The sequence below is a fragment of the Nitrosovibrio sp. Nv4 genome (assembly GCF_900215485.1).
In the GTDB taxonomy this organism is placed as follows: Bacteria; Pseudomonadota; Gammaproteobacteria; order Burkholderiales; family Nitrosomonadaceae; genus Nitrosospira.
Window position 1 is genome coordinate 1 of sequence record NZ_OCMZ01000002.1, and the last position, 23,974, is coordinate 23,974.

20 protein-coding genes are annotated in these 23,974 nt (G+C 54.8%); 18 read left to right on the plus strand and 2 right to left on the minus strand.

Features of this window, described 5'->3' with window-relative positions; all coding sequences use genetic code 11:
- The 10 genes from CRO05_RS15500 to CRO05_RS08100 form a co-directional block, all read left to right on the plus strand.
- A partial coding sequence (locus CRO05_RS15500) for a hypothetical protein (RefSeq protein WP_159462708.1) occupies positions 1-220 on the plus strand: 220 nt, incomplete at its 5' end.
- Positions 217-735, plus strand: a complete 519-nt coding sequence (locus CRO05_RS16005) for a DUF2800 domain-containing protein (protein WP_097066753.1) — start codon at positions 217-219, stop codon at positions 733-735. The genes CRO05_RS15500 and CRO05_RS16005, both read left to right, overlap by 4 nt.
- The gene (locus CRO05_RS16010) at positions 732-1,304 is read left to right on the plus strand and encodes a DUF2800 domain-containing protein (protein ID WP_159462709.1); all 573 of its coding nucleotides are present in this window, start codon (positions 732-734) and stop codon (positions 1,302-1,304) included. The genes CRO05_RS16005 and CRO05_RS16010 overlap by 4 nt, the downstream gene beginning before the upstream one ends.
- Before the next feature lie 39 nt (positions 1,305-1,343).
- On the plus strand, positions 1,344-1,937 hold the full coding sequence (locus tag CRO05_RS08075; RefSeq protein WP_097066558.1) for an ssDNA-binding protein: 594 nt from the start codon (positions 1,344-1,346) through the stop codon (positions 1,935-1,937).
- Positions 1,938-2,010: 73 nt separating this feature from the next.
- A complete protein-coding gene (locus tag CRO05_RS08080) occupies positions 2,011-2,343 on the plus strand; it encodes a hypothetical protein (protein ID WP_097066559.1) in 333 nt (110 codons plus the stop codon).
- Positions 2,340-4,400, plus strand: coding sequence for a DNA polymerase (locus tag CRO05_RS08085; protein ID WP_097066560.1), 2,061 nt, complete (start codon positions 2,340-2,342; stop codon positions 4,398-4,400). Before CRO05_RS08080 ends, CRO05_RS08085 begins: the two co-directional genes overlap by 4 nt.
- The gene (locus CRO05_RS16015; protein ID WP_255405866.1) at positions 4,397-4,528 is read left to right on the plus strand and encodes a hypothetical protein; all 132 of its coding nucleotides are present in this window, start codon (positions 4,397-4,399) and stop codon (positions 4,526-4,528) included. Before CRO05_RS08085 ends, CRO05_RS16015 begins: the two co-directional genes overlap by 4 nt.
- A gap of 2 nt (positions 4,529-4,530) precedes the next feature.
- Positions 4,531-4,767 carry a hypothetical protein gene (locus CRO05_RS08090; protein ID WP_097066561.1) on the plus strand — a complete coding sequence of 79 codons (237 nt, stop codon included), beginning with the start codon at positions 4,531-4,533 and terminating at the stop codon, positions 4,765-4,767.
- Complete coding sequence (locus CRO05_RS08095; RefSeq protein ID WP_097066755.1) at positions 4,754-6,913, plus strand: bifunctional DNA primase/polymerase; 2,160 nt, start codon at positions 4,754-4,756, stop codon at positions 6,911-6,913. Before CRO05_RS08090 ends, CRO05_RS08095 begins: the two co-directional genes overlap by 14 nt.
- Entirely contained in the window at positions 6,910-7,935 is a 1,026-nt protein-coding gene (locus CRO05_RS08100) for a DNA cytosine methyltransferase (RefSeq protein WP_097066756.1), read from the plus strand. Before CRO05_RS08095 ends, CRO05_RS08100 begins: the two co-directional genes overlap by 4 nt.
- A 40-nt stretch (positions 7,936-7,975) precedes the next feature.
- Here CRO05_RS08100 and mutL read toward each other — a convergent pair whose 3' ends face one another.
- Together mutL and cysB are read right to left on the minus strand one after the other, a co-directional pair.
- On the minus strand, positions 7,976-9,805 hold the full coding sequence (gene mutL / locus CRO05_RS08105) for a DNA mismatch repair endonuclease MutL (protein ID WP_097066757.1): 1,830 nt from the start codon (positions 9,803-9,805) through the stop codon (positions 7,976-7,978).
- A gap of 153 nt (positions 9,806-9,958) precedes the next feature.
- Positions 9,959-10,885, minus strand: coding sequence for an HTH-type transcriptional regulator CysB (cysB, locus tag CRO05_RS08110; protein ID WP_097066758.1), 927 nt, complete (start codon positions 10,883-10,885; stop codon positions 9,959-9,961).
- 332 nt (positions 10,886-11,217) lie between these two features.
- Here cysB and CRO05_RS08115 point away from each other — a divergent pair, with 332 nt between their 5' ends.
- The 8 genes from CRO05_RS08115 (at position 11,218) to CRO05_RS08150 (ending at position 23,668) form a co-directional block, all read left to right on the plus strand.
- Positions 11,218-13,329 (plus strand): nitrite/sulfite reductase, encoded by a 2,112-nt coding sequence (locus CRO05_RS08115; RefSeq protein ID WP_097066759.1) that lies wholly within the window; start codon positions 11,218-11,220, stop codon positions 13,327-13,329.
- Positions 13,330-13,361: 32 nt separating this feature from the next.
- The gene (locus CRO05_RS08120; protein ID WP_097066760.1) at positions 13,362-14,141 is read left to right on the plus strand and encodes a phosphoadenylyl-sulfate reductase; all 780 of its coding nucleotides are present in this window, start codon (positions 13,362-13,364) and stop codon (positions 14,139-14,141) included.
- A 32-nt stretch (positions 14,142-14,173) separates the two neighbouring features.
- Positions 14,174-15,163, plus strand: a complete 990-nt coding sequence (gene cysD / locus CRO05_RS08125; RefSeq protein ID WP_369831617.1) for a sulfate adenylyltransferase subunit CysD — start codon at positions 14,174-14,176, stop codon at positions 15,161-15,163.
- A gap of 179 nt (positions 15,164-15,342) precedes the next feature.
- Positions 15,343-16,626, plus strand: coding sequence for a sulfate adenylyltransferase subunit CysN (gene cysN / locus CRO05_RS08130; RefSeq protein WP_097066761.1), 1,284 nt, complete (start codon positions 15,343-15,345; stop codon positions 16,624-16,626).
- A gap of 373 nt (positions 16,627-16,999) precedes the next feature.
- Positions 17,000-20,551, plus strand: a complete 3,552-nt coding sequence (locus CRO05_RS08135) for an FAD-dependent oxidoreductase (RefSeq protein WP_097066762.1) — start codon at positions 17,000-17,002, stop codon at positions 20,549-20,551.
- A gap of 186 nt (positions 20,552-20,737) precedes the next feature.
- The gene (locus tag CRO05_RS08140; protein WP_097066763.1) at positions 20,738-21,865 is read left to right on the plus strand and encodes a Re/Si-specific NAD(P)(+) transhydrogenase subunit alpha; all 1,128 of its coding nucleotides are present in this window, start codon (positions 20,738-20,740) and stop codon (positions 21,863-21,865) included.
- A 114-nt stretch (positions 21,866-21,979) separates the two neighbouring features.
- Positions 21,980-22,285: an NAD(P) transhydrogenase subunit alpha gene (locus CRO05_RS08145; protein ID WP_074793893.1), complete on the plus strand. Its 306-nt coding sequence runs from the start codon at positions 21,980-21,982 to the stop codon at positions 22,283-22,285.
- Between the two features lie 3 nt (positions 22,286-22,288).
- Complete coding sequence (locus CRO05_RS08150) at positions 22,289-23,668, plus strand: NAD(P)(+) transhydrogenase (Re/Si-specific) subunit beta (RefSeq protein WP_090877291.1); 1,380 nt, start codon at positions 22,289-22,291, stop codon at positions 23,666-23,668.
- The last annotated feature ends 306 nt before the right edge of the window (positions 23,669-23,974 follow it).

The window sequence follows — 23,974 nt, forward strand, 5'->3', positions numbered from 1 at the left end:
GATACGCCAGTTTCTACGCCGCAACAATATCGGCGTGCAAGGCGCGAGCTACGAAATGCCGGGCGGGATGCGTGAAGTTGCGCAACCCACAGGTGAACTCGGCAAGGACGGCAAGCCGGTTTTCCGCCGCTTTCTGAAAACAGGCACGATCAAGCTGCAAGATAACTGCGCCCGTGCGATGTACAAAGACATGAAACGCCACGGGCAGGTGCCGGCATGACGGCCCATTCCAAAATAGGCGCAAGCTCGATGTACCGGTGGAGCATGTGCCCTGGAAGCGTTAAAGCTTCCGAAGGCATTGAATCACGCTCATCGAAGTACGCGGAAGAGGGCACCAAAGCGCACGACATGGCCGCCGATTTTCTGGAAGGCAAGGGGGTAGCCGCTGACGACGAGGTAATGCACGAAGCGGTGCTTGAATATGGCTACTTCGTGCGCGATCACGTCGATCCGGGCGATACGTTGCTCGTTGAGCATCAATTCGACCTGACGAAGATACACGCCGGTTGCTTCGGGACCGCCGATGCAGTTATCTGGAAACCCGCGACTAAACGCTTGATGGTAATTGATTTCAAGTATGGCGCTGGTATCCAGGTCGAGGTTACGGATAACCCGCAGCTAATGTATTACGCCCTGGGTGCTCTCGTGACGTGCGGCTTCAGCCCGATGACGGTTGAGATGGTAATCGTTCAACCGCGTTGTGCCCATCCGGACGGCCGATTCGTTCGCAGGTGATTGATGCTATCGACTTGTTGGACTTCAAAACCGACCTGAAGGACTACGCACTCGCCACCGAAAAACCCGACGCGCCGCTTGTGCCGGGTAGCTGGTGTGGATTCTGCCCCGCGGCGGGTACTTGCCCCTCGCTTCAGAACAAAGCTCAAGCCGTGGCGAAGATGGAGTTCAGCCCCGTTCTATCGTACGACCCCGCGAAGCTGAAACTGGCCCTTGACTCCCGCGAAGTTGTCAAGGCGTGGCTGAAAGCAGTCGATGAGTTTGCCTACGCTGAAGCTGAAGCAGGGCGCACGCCGCCCGGTTACAAGCTGGTGGCGAAGCGAGCGACACGCAAATGGCGGAATGAAGGCGACGCCATGACCGCGTTGCAGGGCAAAGGGGTGGCGACTTCCGCTTTTATGGAAACCGCCATTAAATCCCCCGCGCAGTTGGAAAAGCTGTTAGGCAAAGGGTTTATAGACGAGTTGGTGGTAGCGGAATCCAGCGGCCACACACTCGCGCCGGAAAGCGACAAACGCCCGTCGGTCAAGCCGAACGCCAAAGAAGAGTTTTCGGTAGTTGAAGGGTAACAAGCGATACCCGGACGCTTTCCGGGCAAACTGTTGTAAATGATTGAAGAGGTATGTATGGCAAACGTTTTAACCCCTGAATTCCGTGTCTCCTACGCACACGTTTTCAAACCGCAGAAAAACGATCTTAACGGCAACATGGAATATTCCGTCGTCGCCATTTTCGATAAGGGCGCGGACCTGTCGGCGTTGAAATCCGCCGCAGAAGATGCACTGATGGAAAAGTTCGGCGCAAATAAAGCCAACTGGCCCGCCACCCTGAAAAGCCCCTTCCGTAAGTGCAAAGAGCGGTGGAGCTTTAAGGACGGCAAGCAGGTTATCCCGGCTGGCTACGAAGATCCCGACGCAGTGTTCATGACTTTTAAGCAGAACGCTGACAAGGGCAAGCCCGGCCTGGTGGACAATCAGGTCCAGGACATCATCGAACCGCAACACTTCTATTCCGGCTGCTACGCTCGCGCTTCGGTTCGTGCGTTCGGCTACGACCAGAAGGGCAACCGCGGCGCGTCGTTCGGCCTGGGCAACATACAGAAGATGCGCGAAGGCGAACCGTTGGGTGGGCGCACTGCTCCATCGCAAGACTTCACCCCTGTTGGTGAGGTAAAGACCAGCGCAGGCGTTTTCGACGACTAGGCGTTGTGATATTCTCAACATATTGAGGTAATGAGGGACGCTGTAAAGCGTTCCTCTTTTTGATGGAGTAGAAATGCAAAAACTGAATATTAGAATCGCGGCGGCGATGTCGGGCCTTCGCGGAGCGAAAAAGCGGTTGGCCGCAGTGAAAACTGAGGTTCAGGCGAAGTGCAAACACCATCGAGTAGCTGAGACGCCTTGGAAGTCACTGGCTTTCAGTGGGGGCCTGAACCCCCTGCGAATATGTTTGTCCTGCGGCTACGAAGAAGAGGGCAGTCATTGGTCTGGCGGAAACCAGTGGAGCGAGAAGGACTATAAAGACGCTGTGCTTGGGAACAAGCCAGAGCGGGACGTCCTATTGGTAAACGATCGGGATAGCTTCTACATGTTGAGGCTGCCGATATGAGCGAAGCCCTTCACGTCGATTTTGAAACGCGCAGCACGATCGAACTGCCAGCCGTAGGAATTGATATCTACTCGCGCCACCCCGACACCGATGTTTGGTGCATGGCTTACTGCTTGGGCGCCGGTGATGTGCAAATCTGGCGGATGGGCGAACCATTCGGCGAGTTCGCTAACTTTACCGGCTTTGTGGCTATGCACGTTCAAAGCGGCGGTATCGTTATGGCCCACAACGCCGCCTTCGAGCTTGCGATCTGGAACAACATAATGGTTCCCCGCTACGGGTGGCCGGAACTCAAGCCCGAGCAAGTGCGTTGCACGATGGCTATGGCATACAGCATGGCGCTACCCGGCAGCCTCGAAAAAGCGGCGGCCGCCGTCGGTATCAGCGAGCAAAAGGATATGAAGGGCTCGCGGCTCATGATGCAAATGTGCCGCCCGCGCCAAATGCCTGAAGATCCGAAAGGGCAGGGCGGCACGTGGGCGCACGAAAAAATCCATTGGTGGGACGAGCCGGAAAAGCTGGAAACCCTTTACGCTTATTGCAAGCAGGACGTGCGAGTGGAGCGCGAACTTGAAAAGCGGGTGTTGCAGCTTTCCGATTCCGAGCAAAAGCTTTGGGCGCTTGACTACAAGATAAACAACAGGGGGGTCTATGTTGATAAGCCAGCAATCGAAGCGGCGATTAGAGTGGTTGAGTACGAGCAAAAACGTTTGGCCGTGGCAATACGCGAAACTACTGGCAACGCGGTATCCGTCCCATCAGAAGTCGCGGCGCTTACGCGGTGGGTTGCGGCTAACGGTGTGGAAGTTGGATCTCTTGCGAAAGCGGATATATTGGATTTACTCGCCTTGGACACTCTGCCTGAAAAAGTACGTAAGGCACTATCGATAAGGCAGGAATACGCCAAGTCATCCACGGCAAAGCTGAAATCCATGCTTTCCGCCATTTCCCACGATGGCCGCGTCAAGAACATTCTGCAATATCACGGTGCCGGTACAGGCCGGTGGGCGGGCCGCCGAATCCAGCCGCAGAATATGCCCCGCCCGAAGCTATCCCAGGAAGAGATCGATGAAGTGCTTGAATTCCTGCCGCGTCTGAATCCTGAAGCCGCAATACAAAGAATCGAACTACTCTACGGCCCCGCCATGTCGGTTATATCCGATTGCCTGCGGGGAATGATTACCGCAGCGCCAGGCCATGAGCTTATAGCCGCCGACTTTGCAAACATCGAAGGCCGCGTATTGGCATGGCTCGCCGGGGAAGAGTGGAAGCTGAACGCCTTCCGTGAATACGACGCGGGTATTGGGCCGGATCTTTACATTCTCACGTATGCAAAATCGTTCGGCCTCGACCACAAGACTATCAACAAGAAGGACCCGCGCAGGCAAGTGGGTAAGGTGGAAGAGCTCGCGTTCGGTTTCGGCGGCGGCGTCGGTGCCTGGCGGACGATGGAGAAAGCCTACAACCCCCCGAAGATGAGCGACGACGAAGTGGACGACATCAAGAACAGATGGCGTGAAGCCCACCCACGTATCAAGCAGTATTGGTACGACCTGGAAAACGCAGCCACCGACGCGGTAATGAATCCCGGCCACACGCTTACCGCAGGGCCGAAGGGCCGCGAGATCAAGTTCAAGGTCAAAGGCTCGTTCCTGTTCTGCCAATTGCCGAGCAAGCGTGTTCTCACCTACCCGTACCCGAAGCTGAAGCCGAAGGAAACGCCCTGGGGCGCGATGAAAGAATGCGTTCACTACATGACCGTGGATGGCACAACAAACAAGTGGGTTGAGACACACACCTACGGCGGAAAAATTTCGGAAAATGTTACGCAGGCTCTAGCCCGCGACGTGTTGGCCGAAGCGATTGTGCGGTTGGAAGAAACGAACCTGCCAGTAATTTTACATGTTCATGATGAGGCCGTCATCGAGATACCGGACGAGTATGCAACGGACGGGATGCTGGACGCAGTGAACGAACACATGGCGAAAACCCCATCATGGGCCGAAGGGCTGCCGGTTGCAGTCGAAGGATGGAGAGGAAAGAGGTATAGAAAATGAGCAAAGAAACTTGGTTTGTGGTGGGGAATATCTGGTTGGCCGCATCTTACGGGGTGAACGATATCGCGGCCATTGTGGTTTGTGTGCTATTCGGTGTCGCGGCTTTCGCGATTGCCAGTGGGAAATAATCATGGCTGACGAAATAGATCAAGGCAACGAAACCGCCGAATTTTTCCTGGACCTTGCGTTGAGGAAACAGCAACAACAGGACGTTTCCACACCAAAGGGAATAGGCATGTGCCTGAGTTGCGAGACGGATATTGACGACGATCGGCGGTGGTGCGACGCCGCGTGCAGGGACGACTACCAGAAAGCGCAATGGCAGGCGAAGCAAATAGCGAGGTGTGACGACGATGAAGAGTATTGATTACGCCGTAAAGCTGGCGAAGATGGGCTTTCACATTTTCCCTTTGCTGTCCGACCGCAAGACGCCGCCCAAGGGCATGCACTTCAAGGAGAGCGCGACACGGAGTGTTACGGCGCTGGTTGGTTGGTTCGATAACACTGACGCGAACATAGGAATATTCACCGAAAAGTTCGGCGACGATAAGGCGCTTATCGTTGTCGATGTTGACGTAAAGGATGGAAAAAATGGAGAACAAACATTACTCAAGCTCGAACTCGAGGGATTTGAACTACCAGAAACCCTCGCTCAAAGGACTGCAAATGGAGGTAGACACCTTATATTTGCGAGCGACGCACCCGTCCGCCCAGGCGCGAATGTACTTGGTAAAGGCCTCGATATCCGAAGCGGGGGATCTTACATTGTCGGCGCAGGAAGTGTTATCGGAAGCGGAGCGTACACAATTGACGACACCCCAATCGCTGACGCCCCCGACTGGCTCATTGAGCGGTGCCGGGCAGTAAAGGAAAAATCCACCGTCGAAGCATCAATCGTGGAAGGCGTGGATCATGATCGCGCCGCCACCCGAGTAATCAAGTATTTGGAAACCGAAGCGCCATTGTCCATCGAAGGGCAGGGTGGCGACGAGACAGCGTACCGGGTTGCTGCGCGCTGCAAGGACTTGGGAATAAACGAGAGTGGTTGCGCGCAGTTAATGTATGACCACTGGAACGAGCGCTGCTCCCCACCGTGGGCGTATGTCGCGCTTCTCGTCAAGGTGCGCAACGCGTACGAGTACGGCCACGAGCCGCAAGGGATAGCCGCGCCCGAAGCCGAGTTTAAACCGGTTCCCACCCCGCCAGGTGCGCCCCAACTGAAGGACCCCATCGAAGCCTTGAACGACCGTTACGCTTTCGTGCTGGCGGGCGGCGGGGCGCAGGTGCTTTGGGAAACGACCGACGCGAACGGGAAATACAAGCTCGATCACCTATCGCTCGGGGCGTTCCACGCCGACTTCGCCAACAAAAAGATGGTCGTCGGGAAGAAAGAACAATCAATCTCGCAGCTTTGGCTTGAGTCGAAGGGCCGCCGCAGCTACGCGGGAATCGTGTTTATGCCGGGGCAACAAGCTCCGGATCGCTTTTATAACTTATGGAAAGGATTTCAATATGAACCAGCCGAACGATACACCAACCACCCCGCCGTCGAGCAATTCATCGAACACGCCCGGGATAACGTTTGCCGTGGTGACGTTGTGCTTTTCAAGTGGCTCATCGGTTATTTTGCGCACCTTGTCCAACGACCATGGGAGAAACCTCTTGTTGCACTTGTGTTCCGCGGAGGGAAAGGAGTCGGGAAGAACGCTCTCGTCGAACGAGTCGGCACTTTGCTCGGAGGTCATTTCCTTCTTACGTCGAACCGCCGATATCTTATCGGAAACTTCAACGGGCACTTAGAAAACTGTCTGCTCTTCACCCTCGATGAAGCCTTCTGGTCCGGAGATAAACAGGCGGAAGGCATTATCAAAGACCTGATTACCGGGCGCGAGCACATCATCGAGCACAAGGGCGAGAAGCCCTACTCAGTGGATAACCGTACGCGGGTTTGCATTATCGGTAATGAAGAGTGGCTTGTGCCTGCCACCCATGACGAGCGCCGTTTCGCTGTGTTCGATGTGGGCGACGGCCGTAAGCAGGACCGGGAATATTTCCAGTCCATGCGTGAAGGTATGGAGAAAGACGGTTACCCCCATCTGCTGCGCTACCTGATGGACTTCGACCTTACAGGAATTGATATCAATCTCGCGCCAGTGACGAACGCCCTGCTCGACCAGAAGAATGAATCACTGGACCCGTTGCATCAATGGTGGCTGGACTGCCTGGAAGAAGAACGCATTGTAGGTTCCGAGTTCGGCGGCTGGCCGGAAGATATCGAGTGCGAACGCTTCCGTGCGGCATTCAAGAGGTATGTAAAAGATCGCAATGTTCGAAGCCGCGTGCCCGAGGACAGAGCAATAGGGCGGCTCATCAAGCAATGCGCGCCTGGTATCACGAAGTCAAGAGCACGGCGGGGTGATGAACTGCCCTACGTTTACCACGTCCCGAGAGTTGAGATTTCCCGAACAGATTGGGAGAAGTTCATCGGGCATAAAGTAAGGTGGGAACAATGACCGCCTACTACAACGAGTTCGACCCCATCGCAGCCGAGTGGCTGCGTAACCTTATTAAAGCCGGGCACATAGCGCCAGGTGATGTTGACGAACGGAGCATACTGGATGTTAAACCTGACGACCTCAAGCGCTACACTCAATGCCACTTCTTCGCCGGTATCGGCGTGTGGTCCTACGCCCTGCGCCGCGCCGGGTGGCCCGATGACCGCCCCGTGTGGACCGGTTCCTGTCCTTGCCAACCTTTCAGCGCGGCAGGCCGACATGCTGGATTTGATGACGAGCGGCACTTATGGCCTGCGGCCTTCCACCTCATCGAAGAGCGCCGACCTCTCGTCGTCTTTGGCGAGCAAGTTGCGAGCAAGGACGGATACGCTTGGCTCGACCTTGTTCAAGCTGACTTGGAAGGTACAGGTTACACCGTCGGGGCGATCGTTGCCCCTGCTGCGGGCTTCGGGGCGCCCCATCAAAGACACAGAATGTATTGGGTGGCCGACGCCGACGAAGAGCAACGGGGACGGGGGACAGGTAGGGAATTACAGCCCTACGGGACGGCGGCCGGACGGCAGCAAGGCCACGGTATCGCTAAACCATATTGCGAAGCTGGCGGGATGGCCGACTCCTACGCTAATGGACAGCGAACAGGCGGGTGGGCAGGGTTGCATATCCAGGGGGAAGCGCGGGCATTCGCTGAACAGTGCGGCGAACTTGGCACCTTGGGCAACCCCGGCGGCACGGGATTGGAGAAGCAATTCGGCGAGCGAAGAACACCACCTAAAACGGATGCTGGAACCGCGGGGAAAACCATTGAGCGAGCAGGTGCATCAAATGGTTTCTGGTCCGCAGCCGACTGGATCTACTGCCGGGACGAAAAGTACAGGCCAGTTGAACCCGGCACATTCCCGCTGGCTCATGGGGCTGCCGCCCGAGTGGGACGCCTGCGCGCCTACGGAAACGCTATCTGCGCTCCGCAAGCGGAAGAGTTCATTAAAGCCTACTTAGCTTGCGACTCAGTTGCGACTTGACGTTTTTTCGAAGTGATAGTATTGTTCGCTAAGTTACTGATTAATTTCCCCGCATGAACATCTTGTCGAGATCCGTGAGGCTGATTTCGAACCATGTTGGTCTGCCGTGATTGCATTGGCCAGCACGTTCAGTTATCTCCATTTCGCGTAGCAGCGCATTCATTTCCGGAACGGTGAGGGTGCGATTGGCGCGAACCGCCCCATGGCAGGCCATGGTCGAAAGAAGTTCGTTGCGTCTGCTGGTCAATACCTGGCTGGCTCCAAACTCACGGATCTCGCTCAATACATCGCGTGCCAGTTTTACCACATCGGCATCCTTGAGCGTGGCTGGAACTGAGCGCACGCCCAGCATCGTTGGAGAGAGCGCAGAGATCTCGAACCCGAGTTCGTTCAGCAGGGCGTCGTTTTCTTCGGCGGTAGCAATATCCAGGCTATCCGCCTGAAATATCGCGGGGATCAGCAAGGGCTGCATGGAGAGAGTGTGGTTATCCAGCGCGGATTTGAGTTTTTCATACAGAATCCGCTCATGCGCCGCGTGCATATCCACGATAAGCAAGCCCCGTTCGTTCTGCGACAGAATATAGATGCCGAGGAGCTGCCCCAAGGCGAAACCCAATGGCGGAATATCCTGTTTCTGAGTACCTGTTGGTGTTATTGACACATCCGATGACTTTGGGTCGGGATTATTGGGACAAAAGAGTGTCGAATAAAACGCCTGGGATTGGGCTACCCCTGTAGCAGACACAGGGGGAACAAGCGGCATGAAGGTTTGCCGCGAGTAGACCGAAAGCGTATCGGTGTTCTTTGACAACGCGCCCGCCATGGTGGAGGAGTTGCTGGTTTCCTGCCGGCTCCCAATCGCGATTGAAGCCGCTGATGCGGATTGAGGCGATGCCAGTGCCTTGTGGACCGCATGAAAAATGAACTGATGCAGTGCACGCGAATCACGGAATCTCACCTCGGTTTTAGTGGGATGCACATTGACATCCACGCCCTCGGCATTCATTTCGAGAAACAGCACAAAAGCGGGATGGCGATCCAGATGAAGTATGTCGCGATAGGCCTCGCGTAGCGCATGGGAAACCAGTTTGTCGCGTACGAAGCGGCCGTTGACAAAGAAATACTGTGCGTCGCGAGAAGATCGCGAGTATGCGGGCAACGCCGCTGAGCCCCATAGCCGTAAATCCACTGCCTGCTCATCAACGAATACCGAGGTCTGCGCGAACTCATCGCCCAGTAAGGCCGCGATGCGCTGCCTTGCGTCCGCCGCACGTAAATGACTGCGCACGATGCCGTTGTGCTGCAGCGTGAAAGCGATATCGGCGCGCGACAACGCAATGCGCTTGAATGTTTCTTCGCAATGGGAAAATTCAGTGGCTTCGGTTTTCAGAAATTTACGTCGGGCGGGTGTGTTGAAGTAGAGATTATGCATTTCCACCGTGGTGCCATTGGCAAGCGCCGCAGGTTCTGGCCCTGATAGACGGCTCCCTTCCACTTCTATCCGCCAGGCATGCTTCCCCTCGGGCGTGCGGCTTGCCAGCGTCAGCCGCGAAACTGCGGCCATACTGGCCAGTGCCTCACCACGGAATCCCAGACTTGCTACTTTTTGCAAATCTTCCAGCGCATTGATTTTGCTCGTGGCATGGCGGGCAAGCGCCAGGGGCAGATCATCTTTGGAAATTCCTGCTCCATTATCCGCGACGCGTATTTGTTTGATTCCGCCCTGCAAAATTTGCACCGCTATTTCGGTCGATCCGGCATCAACACTGTTCTCCAGCATTTCCTTGAGGGCAGAGGCGGGGCGCTCTACCACCTCTCCAGCGGCAATCTGGCTGATGAGCAGATCGGGTAACAGTTTAATCGCGTTCATGAGCGTTTTCGATGAAATATATTATTATACTCCCGCCCCCGGAGCTCCCAAGGTTAAGGGAGGATGCTCCTTAGCCGTGCGCCGGATACGGACGCCCTCCGAAAGTGGTCAGGTCGACATTCCATCGCCCCTGGCAGCCTCAAGGTCATGTTCTCATGAACGTTCTTTCATCGCGGCGGTAACCGTGCCGTGGTCAAGGTGAGGAGCAAACATTTCGATAAAATCATAAACATATCCGCGTAGATAGCCGTTACGGCTTATACCGATTCTAGTCGTGCTCGGCTCGAACAGGTGGCTGGCGTCGATAGACCGCAGATGTCTGTCGCGTTTGGGCTCGAACGCCATCTGCGCCAGGATGCCTACCCCCAATCCCACTTCTACATAGGTCTTGATCACATCCGCGTCTATGGCCGTAAGCACCACGTTGGGCGTCAACCCCTTCGCTTCGAATGCCTGGTTGATCTTCGAGCGACCGGTAAAAGCAAAGTCGTAAGTAATGATCGGATATTCGGCGAGCGCCTCCAGCGTCAGTTTCTGGAGTTTAAGCAGCGGATGCCTCGGCGGGACAACGATGCAGCGGTTCCATTGATAGCACGGGAGCATCACAAGTTCAGCAAATAGTTCGATAGCCTCGGTGGCGATCGCAATGTCGGCTACGCCCGAAGTGACCAGCTCGGATATCTGGGTCGGATTGCCCTGATGCAAAACTAATTTCACATTGGGGTAGCGTGCGGTAAAATGCTTTATTGCGGCGGGTAGTGCGTACCGTGCCTGAGTATGGGTCGTAGCAATAGTGAGAGAACCGCTGGCTTCGTTCGCGAATTCCTGGCCAACCTGTTTCAGGTTTTTTGCATCTCTCAGCATTCTTTCGGCAATTTCAAGAATAGCCCGTCCAGGCGGCGTGGTTTCAACCACGCGTTTGCCGTTGCGTACAAAAATATCCACTCCCAGTTCGTTTTCCAGAAGGCGAATCTGCTTGCTGATTCCCGGCTGGGACGTGTGCAGGATTTCTGCCGCTTTGGATAAATTCAGACCCTGATTGGCGACTTCACAAAGATAACGCAATTGTTGCAATTTCATAGTTGGGTTTTCTAAAGAAGATTAGGTTATGTTAATCTAACATAATATTCTTTCACGATATATATGTTCGTTGCTATTATTGCGTTTTCGAGGCACCATGCGGGGTTTGACTGCGAGGGGTGTCATGGTAGGAGCAGGAGTCGCAGAGCCTGATGGACCGGACGTTGAAAGAAGAGTAGATTTTTTGGTTTGCCCGCATTACGGATACTACCTCGCCAGAAGTCAGACCGAGTGCCAATACCAGTGGAAACGCGAGCCGGCGTGGAGCAGATGATCCATTCCTGGATTTTTAGGGCATCAAGCTGATACGGCCATAAATGTGGAGGATGCAGATGAGTTATTTGGATAATCTCGCGAATGACGAGGAAATAAATTTGTACGCCCAGTCGGTACAGGAGTATCGAGACCTGAACATGGACGTTTCGCGCTTTACCGCAGGCCGGCTGCAAATGGGTATCTACGGTCAGCGGCAGGAGGGTGTCAACATGGTGCGCATCAAGCTTCCGGGCGGACGTGTGACGGCGCGGAAATTGAGGACGATCGCCAGCGCCCTGGAGACATATTCGCGTCATGACGTTGTGCATATCACCACACGCCAGGATATTCAGATGCATTACGTGCCACTCGAGCAGACGCCGGCTGTGCTCCGTCACCTGGCCGCGGGTGGATTGACGACTCGTGAGGCATGTGGCAATACCATACGCAATATCACGACCTGTCCTCTATCCGGCGTATGCCCCCGCGAGCATGTGGACGTGACGAAGCATCTGGAGGGCACGGTACAGCATCTTCTGCGAAATCCGCTGACTCAGCAAATGCCGCGCAAATTCAAAATCAGTCTATCGGCGTGTGAATCCGACTGCGCACAGGGCATGATGCACGATCTGGGCGTTGTCGCAGTGCGGAACGGCGACCGGTTCGGTTTCAAGGTTGTGGCTGGGGGCGGTCTCGGCCACAAGCCGCATGAAGCGCTCGTCATTGAAGAATTTATCGAAGAAAAAGACCTGCTGTCCGTGATGGAAGCGGTCATCCAGTTACATAACCGCTACTCGGACCGGCGCAAACGCGCAAAATCGCGGATCAAATTCCTGGTAGACAAGTTTGGTCCCGAAGGATTTGTCGAGAAATATCGTGAAGAACTGGTTCGGACGACATCGGCACTGGCGACCTTGGACTATCCAAAAGGCGAATGGAGCGCCGGCGCCGACAGCGAGGTTCCCGGCCTTGGGGCGCCGCGTCATATTTTCGCGCAGAAACAGCCGGGCTATTACGTATTCCCGATCAGCGTGCCCATGGGTAACCTGAATGTAGCGCAACTGAATGGTCTGGCCGATATTTGCGAAACCTTCGACTTGCCTGATATTCGCACCACTCAGGATCAGAACATATTTTTTACGAACGTGCCGGAAGCCAGAATTGAACCTCTGCGCGCCGCGCTGGCAGAACTGGGTCTGGGAGTACCTGAGGCAGGCGATGATGTGGTGGCTTGTCCCGGCACTTCGACCTGCCGTTTGGGGATAACTTCAAGCACGATCCTCGGGCCCAAGCTAAGTGGCGGCAAGCATGACCTGAAAATTCGTGTTTCAGGATGTCATAACGGTTGCGCCCAGCCCGAGGCTGGAGATATTGGCATATACGGCGAAGGCAAACGCATGCACGGCAAACTCGTGCCGCATTACCAGTTGCATTTCGGCGGGAATGCGATGGCGCGCGGAGCCTTGGCGTTTAAAGGCCCGTCGATACCCACGGCGCGGATCGAGGAAGCGGTGGAACGAGTGCAGTCTGCCTTTGCGACTGAACGTGAGTCGGGCGAAACGTTCTTTTCCTGGGCGCATCGGATGGATAAGACCTATTTCACCGAGCTGCTTGCGGACCTGGTTGAGGTTAAGCCGGAAGAACTGGCGTCAGTCTTGCGCGATCATGGCAACGATAACGATTTCAAAGTGCTGCAACTGGGCGGAGGCGAATGCGCAGGGGTGAGCCAGATAAAGATCGGCACCATTTTCTTTGAAGCGGCCCATGAACGGAATTATCGGAATGCGCTCAAGTTTCAGCAAAAATTTGTGGACTCAGTCGCGTGTGCGGAGGAGATCGCACGCTTGATCGGTCAGGGCGTGACTGAAATGCTCGGTGGTGTGAAGCACGACGATTTGGCCACGCAGGCGGAAGAATTGCGCCGTGTGTTGCCTACCAAGCCGCATCTCTCCAGGCAATTGGGTAGATTCGCGGAGAATTTTGCGAGCCCGGGCGAAGAGTTGAACGATGCTCATCTGACTGAATGGTTTTCCGACCTGGATGCGTGGACAATGGAGATTGCGGAGTTTTGCCTGAACTTCGACCGGCAGCTCGACCTGACGGGTGCGCTACCGGAGCCGCTGACGGTTTCCGTCAAATCGCCGTCGTCATCATTGTCTGAACCAGCCCGGTCATCTGTCATAGTCTGATGAATTTCGATGCCTATTCTTGAGCCGGTAATATGAGCCTGGATCACAAGATTGCTGAAGTGCGAACACTTTTGGATACGGTGCAGAGAGATTATGCTCCCGTCACCTTCGCCTGCAGCTTTGGCGCCGAAGATATGGTGTTGATGGATCTCATTGCGCGGCATTATCCCGGTATCGCGGTATTTACACTGGATACAGGGCGACTGCCTGAAGAAACCTACAGCCTCATGAGGGAAGTGGCGGATCGTTACGGCATTCATGTGCCAGTGTATTTTCCAGAGCCCGCCGCGGTGGAGGCGTATGTCGCGCAGAACGGGCCCAATGGCTTCTACGACAGCGTGGATTTACGTAAAAAATGCTGCCATATTCGCAAGGTCGAACCCCTGAAACGCGCGCTGAGCGGCAAGCGCGCATGGATCACCGGTCTGCGCCGCGATCAGGCGCCGACCAGAACGGATTTGGCGGTATCGGAATTCGATGCCGGTAATGGTTTGCAAAAAATCAGTCCGCTGCTGGACTGGAACCTGTCCGAAGTGTGGGCTTATCTCAAACAGTTCAATGTGCCCTACAACGCATTGCATGATAAGGGATACACGAGCATCGGCTGCGCACCCTGTACCCGCGCCATTACGCCTGGCGAAGATGTTCGCGCCGGCCGGTGGTGGTGGGAAGATCCGGAAATCAAGGAGTGCGGTTTACATCCTGACAAACGGCTCGTTACGACAGCAGTTCCCGCGGCGGTAACAAATCCGGCTGCTGCCGGACAAGGTAAAGATATGCAACAAAAGGAGCATGGGTCAGGTTCGGGCTAAAGGCCGAGCCAGGAGATTATGAGGATCGATCGATGGAAATATTGAACGAAATGGAAGAGTCTGTTAGTCCTGATCCAGGTTTTCTCACGAAGACCGAGCCAGTAGCCATCAAGCGCCGTATTGCAAGGCACTTGGGCCATCTGGACGCGCTGGAAAGTGAAGCCATCCATATCATGCGAGAGGTTGCCGCGGAATGCGCCAATCCGGCTCTGCTGTTCTCCGGAGGAAAGGACTCCATCGTACTGCTGCGCCTGGCGGAAAAGGCCTTCCGCCCGGGGCGTTTTCCATTTCCCTTGCTGCATATTGATACCGGTCATAATTTTCCCGAAGTGATCGAGTTTCGCGACCGCCGCGTCAAACAATTGGGTGAGCGGTTAATCGTGCGCAGTATGGAAGACTCCATCAGGCAGGGAAGAGTCGTGCTGCGTTCGGAAAACCAGAGCCGGAATCCATTTCAGTCAGTGACACTGCTCGACGCCATCGCTGAATTCCGTTTTGATGCCTGTATTGGTGGTGCCCGGCGCGACGAAGAAAAAGCGCGCGCCAAGGAACGTATATTTTCTTTCCGCGATGAATTCGGTCAATGGGACCCGAAGAACCAGCGCCCGGAATTATGGGATATCTACAACACCCGTGTGCATCCGGGGGAAAATATTCGTGTGTTTCCCATCAGCAACTGGACCGAACTTGATGTGTGGGAATATATTGCCCGCGAGGAACTGGAGGTCCCCCACATTTATTTCGCTCATACCCGCGATGTAATCAGGCGTGGTACCGGACTTTTACCGTTATCCCACCTGGTTCAGCCCCTGGAAGGGGAGAAAGTGGAGAATCTCATGGTTCGCTTCCGGACGGTAGGTGACATGAGCTGCACCTGTCCGGTGGAATCCTCGGCGGTCAGTGTCGTCGAAATTATTGCTGAAACCGCGATCACACGAATTACCGAGCGCGGCGCGACGCGCATGGACGACCAAACATCCGATGCATCCATGGAGCGGCGCAAGAAAGAAGGATATTTCTGAAACGTATCTTTACAGATACAGGTCATGTCGTTGATAGGGTTCTTGTCAATTTATACCTTGCATAAGCGACGTGAGTGACGTAACGCAAACCTTCTTTCCCGCTTTGGCACGTGGGATTTCATAGCACTTGGGATTTCATAGAAATATCCCGGAAACCAGAATTTCAAGAAGAGTATTAAATGTCAGCCATTGATAGCATTTCATTTGATCATACCGAACTGTTACGGTTTATCACGGCCGGTAGCGTGGATGATGGCAAGAGTACGCTCATCGGGCGCTTGCTGCACGACTCGAAGTCCATTTTCGAGGACCAGTTGAGCGCCATTACCCACACGTCGCGCAGGCGCGGGATGGAGAGTGTCGATCTTTCGCTGCTCACCGACGGTCTGCAAGCGGAGCGTGAACAAGGTATTACCATCGATGTAGCCTATCGTTACTTTGCCACGCCCAAACGCAAGTTTATCATTGCCGACACGCCAGGCCATGAGCAATATACGCGGAACATGGTTACCGGCGCTTCCACCGCCAATCTCGCCATCATCTTGATCGACGCACGCAAGGGATTGCTTACCCAATCGCGTCGGCATGCCTACCTTGCCAGCCTGGTAGGCATTCCTCATCTGGTGGTAGCGGTCAATAAAATGGATCTGGTTAGCTATTCCCGCGATGTATTCGAGCGGATTTGCAAAGATTTCAGCACCTTTGCCAAAGGACTCAAGCTGAACAATATCGCCTACATCCCGATGTCTGCTTTAAATGGCGATATGGTGGTGGAGCGGGGAGACAAGCTTGACTGGTATGAAGGCATGACGCTGATGGACTTGCTGGAGAGCGTCCCTATCGACCACGACATCAATCTTGAAGATTTCCGGTTTCCAGTGCAATGGGTGTGCCGCCCGCAAACCGAGGAATTGCCTGATTTTCGGGGTTATATGGGTCGCATCGAATCCGGTTTCATCAGCGTAGGCGATGCGGTGAAAATTCTGCCTTCAGGGCTGACTTCGCGTATCAAGGAAATCGTCACGTATGATGGCGTCGTCGATGATGCGGTTGCACCCCAGTCGGTAACCCTGACCATCGAAGACCACGTGGATATTTCCCGCGGTGATATGCTGGTAAAACCAGTTGAAGTTCCAGTGGTCGCGAACGAGTTCGATGCGATGCTATGCTGGTTATCCGAGCAGAGCCTTGACCCGAGGCGTAAATATCTCATCAAGCATACGACGCGGACTGTAAAGGCGTTGGTGTCACGGATAGATTATCGCGTCGATATTAATACACTGAATCATGAAGCGGCTGATACGCTGAAAATGAACGACATCGGGCGGGTATCGCTGAAAGTGCACCAGCCTCTGGCGTGGGACCCGTATCAGCGCAATCATGCTACGGGCAGCTTTATTGTCATTGACGAAGTCAATAACAATACCGTTGCGGCAGGCATGATCTGCCCGGTAAAAGATTAGAGATTGGACTCGCACTTGGCCGGATTTCTGACGGTTCAGCGAAAACCGCTTGAGGCGCATAGTAGCGTTTGGCCAGAATGTGTGAGGAAAGGCGGACAAGGCGAAAAGGGCCTTTCCGCTTTTGTACTTTTTAGCGGGGAAAAGCACAAAATGAAAAGGGTTATAAACTTTCATCTGAATTTGGCAGTACTGAACTTACATAAAAAGTGAAGGTCAAGTGACGCAAAAAGTCTTCGTGCGTCCTGGCGTTGATTGAAAAAAAAGCGCATTCACTCCGAATTAAGGTACGAGTACAGTCTCTAACAATTAATTGGGGTAACGTTTTTGTCTCCTCCTTTTTTTGATTCACTTCTATAAATATGATGACTTTATCATGACAAGTTTACAATTGGCGCCCCATCCCGTATCAGCAACCGCTACGCCTTCTCCCATCCTTGGATTCGGCATGGCTTTTGCGGATCTGTATCGCCGCGAAGGGCTCGTGAGACTGGATCAGGCATTTCTTGAGTTTCTGGGGGAAGGAGAACCCGTACTGCGCGCCAGCCTGGATCATGCCCGTGCCTATCCCGATAGCCTGGATCGCAAAGCAGAAGCCGCGCTACTGATTGAAGTTGCCCCGTGGATGGAAGATTTCATCGCCCGTTTGTTCGGTATAGAGGAAGAGGTCGGCGTCCTTGCTGCCCGCCATCACCGGCTTGCCCCGCTTTATTCCTGCAAAAGACAGTTTGTGCAACGTCGCGCGATGAGCAAGGTAAGCGAGGCAGAGGCGGTGGCAGTGGATGGGATTGCGCTGGAAGAAAAATTGGCGGTCGAATTCGAAGCGCCTTTCTCCGAGCTGACTTTTGCAACCAAAATCTCGCAGTGGTTAGTGAACGAGGATGAAAACGAAGAACGGGTCAAGGCGGCATTGCTTTACGCGGCCTGGGCGCTCAAGACTCCTGAGGGGAAAGAACGTAACAGGGACGGCATATTGTTCAAGGTCCCCGCCAAGCTCGATTTCCTGAAGCTCTTGTCGACGGATACCGACAATGTGGCGGGCTATACCATTCACAGTCTTCACCATATACGCCGTCGGGAGGGTTTCGCCCTCACCGATCCGGGAACCGATCTGACAGGCGCCCTGGATGAGGCGAACTACTGCATCTGGTGTCATGAGCAAGGAAAAGATTCATGCTCGAAAGGATTGAAGGAAAAACCGAAGACGCCGGAAGAAGTCCCGTCTTTCAAAAAAAGCCAGCTTGGCGTCCTGCTGACGGGGTGTCCGCTCGAAGAGCGCATCTCCGAATTCCACAAACTGAAGACTCAAGGCGTTGCTATCGGTAGCCTGGCCATGATTGTGATCGACAATCCCATGTGCGCTGGCACCGGCCATCGGATTTGCAACGATTGCATGAAGTCCTGCATTTACCAGAAACAGGAACCGGTCGATATCCCTCAGGCTGAAACGCGCACCCTCAAGGACATATTGGAGCTGCCCTGGGGTTTCGAAATTTACAGCCTTCTTACCCGATGGAATCCGCTTGATCTGCGCCGGCCTGTACCGAAGGCACCGACGGGCCGGAAAGTGCTGGTAGTGGGAATGGGCCCGGCCGGCTATACCCTGGCGCATCATTTAATGAACGACGGCCATGCGGTGGTTGGCATCGACGGTCTCAAGATCGAGCCGTTGGCGCCCGAGATTGCAGGGGTGAATCAACAGGGAGAACATGTTCCGTTCAAGGCCATCCGCGATGCCGATGAACTTGCCGAGAATCTGGATGAGCGTATGCCCGGTGGATTTGGTGGTGTTGCGGAATACGGCATCACGGTGCGCTGGAACAAAAATTTTCTCAAGCTGATCCGGCTACTCCTGGAGCGGCGAGAAGAGTTTGCACTTTTCGGCGGAGTCCGTTTTGGCGGAACGCTTACCGCCGATGACGCTTTCGCGCTGGGATTCGATCATGTGGCGCTTGCCGCGGGCGCCGGACGTCCCACTGTACTGGATCTGCCCAATGGTCTGGCGCGAGGGGTTCGCGCCGCATCCGATTTCCTCATGGCGCTGCAGTTATCCGGCGCAGCCCAGACCAACTCTGTCGCCAATATGCAGCTGCGCCTGCCAGTAGTGGTAATCGGCGGAGGTTTGACAGCTATCGATACGGCAACTGAAGCACTTGCTTATTATCCTGTGCAAGTGGACAAATTTCTTCGCCGTTACGAAATTTTGACAGCGGTGCAGGGCGAAGCGGCTATCCGTGGAGCATGGGATGAGGAAGAGCGGGAAATTGCCGAGGAGTTTCTCAGTCATGCCCGCGCCATCCGTGCAGAGCGCAAGGAAGCGGAGCGGGAAGGGCGGGCGCCACATATCCTGGAATTGCTGCAGTCATGGGGAGGCGCCACTATCGCTTATCGGAAACGGCTCATCGACAGTCCTTCCTACACGCTCAATCACGAAGAAGTCGAAAAGGCATTGGAAGAAGGTATCCGGTTCGCCGAGGGTCTTACGCCGATGCGGGTGGACACTGACAAGTGGGAACACGCAAAGGCTGTGCAGTTCGCGGTACAGGTTCTGGACGAAACGGGATCGTGGCAAAAAACGGGGCAAGCCGTATTGCCTGCCCGTGCTGTTCTGGTTGCGGCGGGAACCCAGCCCAATACGGTGCTTGCCAGAGAAGACGATAAGCACTTCAAGCTGCACGGCCGTTACTTTGCGGCTTGCGATGAAAATGGCGATCCAGCCAATCCACCGCGCGCGAATCCCAAGCCTGAAACCCCTAACGTACTGCTGAGTCGCAACGACGATGGACGATTCATCAGCTTTTTCGGTGATCTGCATCCGTCCTATTCCGGAAATGTCGTAAAAGCAATGTCCAGCGCAAAACAGGGTTATCCGGTGGTAAGCCGGGTGCTTGAACGCATGGCGCCGGCATCCACCAAACCAGCGTGGTTGTTTTTCGCAGAAATGAATGGACAACTGCGCGCCACAGTACATAAGGTCGAGCGGCTTACTCCCAACATCATAGAGGTAGTGGTACATGCGCCGATGGCGGTGGAACGCTTCCATCCCGGCCAGTTCTATCGCTTCCAGAACTTTGCGACGCTCGCAACCACCGCGGGCGACACAAAATTGGCGATGGAGGGTATCGCACTAACGGGAGCCTCAGTGGATGTGCCGCGGGGACTGGTATCGCTGATTGCACTGGAAATGGGGGGATCAGCGGATTTATGCGCCAGGCTCAATCCTGGTGATCCAGTAGTGTTGATGGGTCCCACCGGTACGCCCACCGAAATCCTGCCGGATGAAACCGTCGTGCTGGTAGGCGGGGGACTCGGGAATGCGGTGTTATTTTCGATAGGTGCGGCAGCACGAGCCGCCGGGTCAAAAATCTTGTATTTTGCCGGTTACAAGAAACTGATCGATCGCTACAAGGTTGCGGAAATCGAAGCCGCGGCGGACGTGGTGGTGTGGTGCTGCGATGAGGCTCCCGGTTTCAAACCCTCGCGGCCCGGTGACCTCAGCTACGTGGGAAATATCGTGGAGGCGATGGCCGCTTATGGCAGCGGTGCACTGGGTCCTCAGAAAATCCGATTGGCGGAAGCCGATCGTATCATTGCCATCGGCTCCGACAGAATGATGGCGGCGGTGGGCGCTGCCCGTCATGCCAAACTTCAACCTTATCTGAAAACAGATCATTTCGCGATTGGCTCCATCAATTCGCCCATGCAATGCATGATGAAAGAGATTTGCGCCCAGTGTCTGCAACCCCATAAGGACCCGGCAACGGGAGAGATTACTTACGTGTTTTCATGCTTCAACCAGGATCAACCGCTTGATCAGGTTGATTTCGGCGGACTGGCTTCACGTTTACGCCAGAACAGCGTCCAGGAGAAGCTGACCACTCGCTGGATTAGTCATTGCCTGAAAGAAACGAGTAAAGTCGGAGCCTGATTTGAATAAAGTCAGGTGTAACTTGCCAGGGATCAGGCTGTTTTCATCAATCGGGCAATGCATCATGGTCAGGTTCATTTATAATCCGGGCTTCGTGATGAACAGGCCATCACAGGGGTAGTGTCGGCTGATTTTCGCCGGTTTGCCGGAAAAATAACCATATTGGAAACATAAGGGGGAATACCAATGCACATAGGGGTACCCGCAGAGATCCGCGGGGGAGAGACCCGGGTTGCGGCCACGCCGGAAACGGTGAAGAAATTTACCGCCAACGGTTTGAATGTTGTTCTGATACAGTCCGGCGCGGGCGCCGGTGCGAGCATACCGGATGAGGCATACCAGGCTGCCGGGGCCAGCATCGTGGCGAACGCGGCAGAGCTGTATGGTCAATCTCAAATCGTGCTGAAGGTACGTGGTCCGGAATCAGGCGAACTGGCGCTGATGCGCAAGGACGCCGTATTACTGGGATTACTTTCTCCGCATCAGGCGGAAGGCATAGAAGCGCTCGCGCGTCATGGCATTACTGCCTTCTCGATGGAAAAACTGCCGCGAATTTCTCGTGCCCAGAGTATGGACGTGCTGTCTTCCCAGGCAAACATCGCCGGTTACAAGGCAGTGCTGATGGCCGCCAACGTCTATCAGAAATTCTTCCCCATGCTCATGACCGCCGCTGGCACAGTAAAGGCGGCAAGAGTGCTGATTCTGGGTGCGGGAGTGGCCGGCTTGCAGGCGATCGCTACGGCTAAGCGGTTGGGCGCGGTGATCGAGGCATTCGATGTGCGTCCAGTCGCAAAAGAACAGGTGGAGAGTCTCGGGGCCAAGTTCGTCGAGGTTCCGCTGAGCGAAGAAGAAAAGGCGCAGGCGGAGACAGCCGGCGGTTATGCGCGGGAAATGTCGGATGATTACAAGCGCCGTCAGGGGGAGCTGGTGCATCAACGCGCCGCCGCCGCCGATATCATCATTACCACGGCACTGATTCCCGGCCGGCCGGCGCCGGTTCTGATCAAGGAAGAAACCGTTCAGGCCATGAAGCCCGGATCGGTCATCGTTGACATGGCGGTAGAGGCGGGTGGCAACTGCCCCTTGTCGGAACTGGACAAGATCGTAGTGAAGCACGGCGTCCATCTTATCGGTATTGCCAATCTGCCGGGGCTGGTGGCGGCTGACTCCAGCGCCCTGTACGCTCGTAATTTAATGAATTTCCTCAACCTGATGCTAGATGCGAAGAGCGGCGAATTCAAGGTGAACCGTGAAGACGAAATCATCGCCGGGACGCTGGTCTGCGCAGACGGGGAAATTATCAGGAAAGCTTGAAAAATCACGGGTAAACGCCAAAAACGGAGAAGCAGAGGATGTTTCTTCATGCTACGTTACTGCTGATAGCTCAAGATTCGTAGAATAGATAAACAAGGATTAGAAGGAGCAATCATGATTGGTGAAATTGACCCAACCATCATTAATCTCACTGTGTTCGTGCTGGCAGTGTTTGTCGGCTATCACGTAGTGTGGAATGTGACGCCGGCCTTGCATACGCCGCTGATGTCGGTAACCAATGCAATTTCCGGCATCATTCTGGTGGGTGCCATGCTGGCCGCCGGGCCGGCCGAAACAGACTGGGGCGTATGGCTGGGGGCGGTAGCGGTGACGCTGGCCGCGGTCAACGTCTTCGGCGGGTTTCTTGTCACTCAGCGGATGCTGGAAATGTTCAGAAAAAAAGATAAAAAAGGAAGCTAGTAAATGTCGGCAAATTTGGTCGCACTTGCGTATCTTATCGCATCGGTTTTCTTCATTCTGGCGCTAAAAGGCTTAAGCTCGCCGGTAGCTGCTCGTCGCGGTAATTTGTTTGGCATGGTGGGGATGGCAATCGCCGTTGTCACGACGCTTACCGTTACCAAGAACTGGGCGCTGATAGTCGGGTGTATCGCCCTGGGAGGCGCGATAGGCGCTGTTGTTGCGCGGCGTGTGCAAATGACGGCGATGCCCGAGCTGGTTGCGTTCATGCACTCGCTGGTGGGTTTGGCGGCGGTCTTTATCGCAATCGCTGCCGTCAATAATCCCGCTTCATTCGGCCTGCCTGTACAGCTGGCGATGGGTAGCAAGCTGGAGCTGTTCCTCGGCACGTTCATCGGCGCCATGACCTGGTCGGGCTCCGTGATCGCGTTCCTGAAGTTGTCTGGCCGCATGAGCGGTGCGCCCATTACCTTCGGCGGGCAGCATATGGTCAATCTTGTTCTGGCGATCGTGATGGTAGGATTCGGCCTGTGGTTCTTCTTCAGCGAGACCACCAACTGGACAGCTTTTGCCACGATGACCGCGATTGCCTTCGTTCTGGGTTTTCTCATTATCATCCCGATCGGCGGCGCGGACATGCCGGTGGTCATTTCCATGCTCAACTCATATTCCGGGTGGGCGGCGGCGGGAATAGGATTTTCTCTCGGGAATCCCATGCTCATCATCGCCGGTTCACTGGTGGGCAGTTCCGGCGCCATTCTCTCTTACATCATGTGCAAGGCCATGAATCGTCCGTTTCTTTCGGTCATACTTGGTGGCTTCGGGGGTGAGACGGGAACCGCGGCGGCAAGTGATGGAACGCAGAAAACTTATCGCAGCGGCAGTGCGGAGGATGCATCATTCATGATGGGTAATGCCGACAGCGTGATCATCGTGCCGGGTTACGGCCTGGCGGTGGCGCGAGCGCAGCATTCAGTCAAGGAACTCGCGGAAAAGCTTCACGAAAAAGGCGTGAATGTGCGTTTCGCGATTCATCCGGTTGCGGGACGCATGCCGGGACACATGAACGTATTGCTGGCGGAAGCAGAGATACCTTACGAGCAAGTGCTGGAGATGGATGAGATCAACAGCGATTTCTCCAATACCGATGTGGTGTTGGTGCTGGGCGCGAACGACGTGGTAAACCCTGCGGCCAATGTTCCGGGGAGCCCGATATATGGCATGCCCATTCTGGACGCCCACAAGGCGCGTACGGTGATGGTGGTCAAACGCAGCATGGCGGCAGGGTATGCGGGTCTCGACAATGACCTGTTCTACATGGACAAGACCATGATGGTTTTTGGCGACGCCAAGAAAGTTGTAGAAGACATGGTCAAGGCGTTATAACCCATTTCGCATAAGAAAACAGTTAACTACCCAGCGTTTAACCCAAAAATAGATTGCGATATTCATATAAACAGTAAACGTGAAGGCTTAAAAAGCCAAAAGTTTAGCGGCTGAATGTACTGGCTCCACTTGATCTGATAGAGGAGCGTTTCCGCCTGACCTGCGGGGATAAGGCCGTACTGGCTACGGCCGCGCAACATTAAACTGGCCCATCGTTGCAGCAAGTACTCCCGAAGTTTATTTCCAGCCGCTTGATACATGGATGATTATGCTGGAACAAACCGTTACAAAAATCCGGAGCATCAA

What these genes read in the sequence shown, in the direction of transcription:
- CRO05_RS08095 (WP_097066755.1), top strand. Translation starts at nt 4,754, where the DNA reads ATGAAGAGTATTGATTACGCCGTAAAGCTGGCGAAGATGGGCTTTCAC.
- CRO05_RS08120 (WP_097066760.1), top strand. Translation starts at nt 13,362, where the DNA reads ATGAGCCTGGATCACAAGATTGCTGAAGTGCGAACACTTTTGGATACG.
- CRO05_RS16005 (WP_097066753.1), top strand. Translation starts at nt 217, where the DNA reads ATGACGGCCCATTCCAAAATAGGCGCAAGCTCGATGTACCGGTGGAGC.
- CRO05_RS08150 (WP_090877291.1), top strand. Translation starts at nt 22,289, where the DNA reads ATGTCGGCAAATTTGGTCGCACTTGCGTATCTTATCGCATCGGTTTTC.
- CRO05_RS08090 (WP_097066561.1), top strand. Translation starts at nt 4,531, where the DNA reads ATGGCTGACGAAATAGATCAAGGCAACGAAACCGCCGAATTTTTCCTG.
- CRO05_RS08080 (WP_097066559.1), top strand. Translation starts at nt 2,011, where the DNA reads ATGCAAAAACTGAATATTAGAATCGCGGCGGCGATGTCGGGCCTTCGC.
- cysN (WP_097066761.1), top strand. Translation starts at nt 15,343, where the DNA reads ATGTCAGCCATTGATAGCATTTCATTTGATCATACCGAACTGTTACGG.
- CRO05_RS08115 (WP_097066759.1), top strand. Translation starts at nt 11,218, where the DNA reads ATGAGTTATTTGGATAATCTCGCGAATGACGAGGAAATAAATTTGTAC.
- CRO05_RS08135 (WP_097066762.1), top strand. Translation starts at nt 17,000, where the DNA reads ATGACAAGTTTACAATTGGCGCCCCATCCCGTATCAGCAACCGCTACG.
- CRO05_RS08140 (WP_097066763.1), top strand. Translation starts at nt 20,738, where the DNA reads ATGCACATAGGGGTACCCGCAGAGATCCGCGGGGGAGAGACCCGGGTT.
- CRO05_RS08145 (WP_074793893.1), top strand. Translation starts at nt 21,980, where the DNA reads ATGATTGGTGAAATTGACCCAACCATCATTAATCTCACTGTGTTCGTG.
- cysD (WP_369831617.1), top strand. Translation starts at nt 14,174, where the DNA reads ATGGAAATATTGAACGAAATGGAAGAGTCTGTTAGTCCTGATCCAGGT.
- CRO05_RS08100 (WP_097066756.1), top strand. Translation starts at nt 6,910, where the DNA reads ATGACCGCCTACTACAACGAGTTCGACCCCATCGCAGCCGAGTGGCTG.
- CRO05_RS08075 (WP_097066558.1), top strand. Translation starts at nt 1,344, where the DNA reads ATGATTGAAGAGGTATGTATGGCAAACGTTTTAACCCCTGAATTCCGT.
- cysB (WP_097066758.1), bottom strand. Translation starts at nt 10,885, where the DNA reads ATGAAATTGCAACAATTGCGTTATCTTTGTGAAGTCGCCAATCAGGGT.
- CRO05_RS16015 (WP_255405866.1), top strand. Translation starts at nt 4,397, where the DNA reads ATGAGCAAAGAAACTTGGTTTGTGGTGGGGAATATCTGGTTGGCCGCA.
- mutL (WP_097066757.1), bottom strand. Translation starts at nt 9,805, where the DNA reads ATGAACGCGATTAAACTGTTACCCGATCTGCTCATCAGCCAGATTGCC.
- CRO05_RS08085 (WP_097066560.1), top strand. Translation starts at nt 2,340, where the DNA reads ATGAGCGAAGCCCTTCACGTCGATTTTGAAACGCGCAGCACGATCGAA.